The 2,378-nt window shown below is 68.8% G+C and carries 3 protein-coding genes; 2 read left to right on the top strand and 1 reads right to left on the bottom strand.

The annotated features are described in order from the left end of the window. Window positions 1–281: 281 nt before the first annotated feature. Window positions 282–689, top strand: coding sequence for a nitroreductase family deazaflavin-dependent oxidoreductase (locus tag ABZ749_RS33995; protein WP_357235220.1), 408 nt, complete (start codon window positions 282–284; stop codon window positions 687–689). 87 nt (window positions 690–776) lie between these two features. Here ABZ749_RS33995 and ABZ749_RS33990 read toward each other — a convergent pair whose 3' ends face one another. Further along, a complete protein-coding gene (locus ABZ749_RS33990; protein WP_357235217.1) occupies window positions 777–1,604 on the bottom strand; it encodes an SAM-dependent methyltransferase in 828 nt (275 codons plus the stop codon). A 274-nt stretch (window positions 1,605–1,878) separates the two neighbouring features. On the opposite strand from ABZ749_RS33990, the gene ABZ749_RS33985 reads away from it, so the two are divergent. Continuing rightward, window positions 1,879–2,378, top strand: a 500-nt coding sequence (locus tag ABZ749_RS33985; protein WP_357235214.1) for a fibronectin type III domain-containing protein, incomplete at its 3' end; no start/stop codon positions are given.

Here is a 2,378-nt window from a genome sequence, read left to right as displayed (position 1 = left end):
TCGCCGACCCCGGGACCGAGGTCCACCCCGGCGCCGTACCCCATCGCGCCCTTCGGAAGGAAACCCCGCATGCTTGCCCCGAACAGCTCCCCGCTTGTGAGCGTTGCCGACGCCACGACCGCTCTGCCAGATCCAGAGCTGGCGTCGTCGTCGGGCGACCGCTTCTACTTCGGCCGGGTCCTGAACGTGACCGGTCAACGCCGGGAAGCGTTCGCTGCCGTTCACCGTTGCGACTGCCACAATGTGTCGACGGAGCCGGTGCGCGGACGCGGGGAGAATTCATGAGTGACTGGAACGACAAGATCATCGCGGAGTTTCGCGCCAACGGCGGGCAGGTCGGCGGTCAGTTCGCCGGCGCTCCGCTGCTGCTGTTGCACACGGTCGGTGCCAAGAGCGGTCAGCCTCGCCTGAGCCCGATGATGTACCAGACGGTGGACGGCGGCTATGCCGTGTTCGCCTCCAAGGGCGGCGCGCCCAGCAATCCCGACTGGTACTACAACCTGCTGGCCAACCCGAAGGTCCAAGCGGAGATCGGTACGGACAAGATCGAGTTGGTCGCCAGAGTGGCCGCCGGGGACGAACGGGAACGGATCTGGAGCGCGCAGAAGACCGCGTATCCGGGCTTCGCCGACTACGAGCGGAAGACGACCCGACAGATCCCAGTCGTCGTACTGGAACCCGCGCCCTAGGCAGGGTCGGTACACCAAGTTCAGATCTGACACGTGAGCACGTCGGCGGGGGGCGCCCCCGCCGACGTGCTCACCAGAAGACGGCGCCTACGGTTTGCGGGCGAGGAGCCCGACGAAGGTGTGATAGGTGTCGGTCTGCACCGTCGTCGGTGCGTCCGGCTCTGGGCGCCACTCGGCCAGCGGCACCAGACCCGGCTCCAGCACCGTCAACCCATCGGCGAACGAGAGGATCTCCTCGTCGGTGCGCCAGCGGCCGGTGCCGAGCGATTCGTTGAAGACCCGCTCGACCTCGCGGGCCTTGCGGGAGCCCTCCGGGTCCCGCTCACCCGGGTCGCGGAAGTGCGAGATCGCCACGTAGCTGCCGGAGGGCAGCGCGTCGATCAACGCGGCCGCCACCGCCTTCGGGTCCTCGTCGTCGCCAAGGTGGTGCAGGATGGCGAAGAGCAGCAGGCCGATCGGCCGGTCGAAGTCGAGGAACCGGCGTACGTCAGGGTGGTTGAGGATCTCCTGCGGCTCCCGGATGTCCGCCTGGATCACCGTCGCGGTGCCCTCAGCGGCGAGCAGAGCCCGTCCGTGCGTCAGGACTATCGGGTCGTTGTCCACATAGACCACCTGAGCCTTCGGGTTGTGCTCAGTGGCGACCTCGTGCACGTTGCCCTGGGTGGGCAGCCCCGATCCGATGTCGAGGAACTGGTCGATGCCCGCCTCGGTGACCAGGAACCGAATCACTCGACGCAGGAAGGCCCGGTTCGCCTGGCCGGCTGCCGGTCCGTCCGGTGTGATCCGCAGGGCGTGCTCGGCGACCTTCCGGTCGACCTCGAAGTTGTCCTTGCCGCCCAGGAAGAAGTCATAGACCCGGGCCACGCTGGGAATATTGGGGTCGATGCCGGGGGGTGCCGCCTTGTCGCGGGTCACAGGCGTCTCCATTCGATCGGGATTGGCGCGGGCTCGGCTCTGCGGGCGGTGCCGGCGTTGCGGCGAGTGTAGCGATCGGAAGCATTGGATTTTGCCCCACTGGTATCGCTCCCAGCGAATCGCTCAACCACCGCCAATGGCGTCGGTAGCGACACAGTGGACACTCGCCGACGTGCGGCCACACCGCGCCGGAGCGACACGGCCCAGGCGAAGGGGGAGAGGAGTGGCGATGACCCACCATGCGCCGGGTTGAGCAGCGGCCGAGGCGTGAGACATGTTGGCGATCATCGATCTGTTGCTGCATCGTCGACGTATGACAGGTGCTCCCTCGTCCTCGCTGATCGGCCGTCCGCGGCCGGGCCTGCTGGCCGCCTTCGTGCTGTCGACGGCGGTGCTCGCCAGCGCTCTGGGCGCCGCGCCGGCAGCCGACGCCGGCACCGTGACGCCCGCCGCGTACCCGTTGGTCGCTCCGGCGCCCGCTGGGGCCGCGGTGTCGGTCGCAGCGCCGGCCGGGACCGCCCCGCCACCGCCGACTGCGCCGTCCAGCACGCCGAGCACCTCGCCCGTTCCGCCGAGTGCCCCCACAAACCTGACCGCCAGCGAGGTCCGCAGCGCGTCGGTCACGCTCACCTGGACGGCCGCCACGTCCGGCTGCTGCGCCATCGCCGGGTACGACATCACGTACTACCAGGAGTTCGGCGACATCGTCTTCAGCGCCAGCGTCGGGGCCGTCACCAGCACCACGATCACCAGCTACCTTGGGGCGGGCCAGCA

This window comes from Micromonospora sp. NPDC047753, from assembly GCF_040642735.1.
Taxonomy (GTDB): Bacteria; Actinomycetota; Actinomycetes; order Mycobacteriales; family Micromonosporaceae; genus Micromonospora.
The sequence above is the reverse complement of the archived record's forward strand: the minus strand, read 5'-3'. Positions and strand labels throughout refer to the sequence as shown.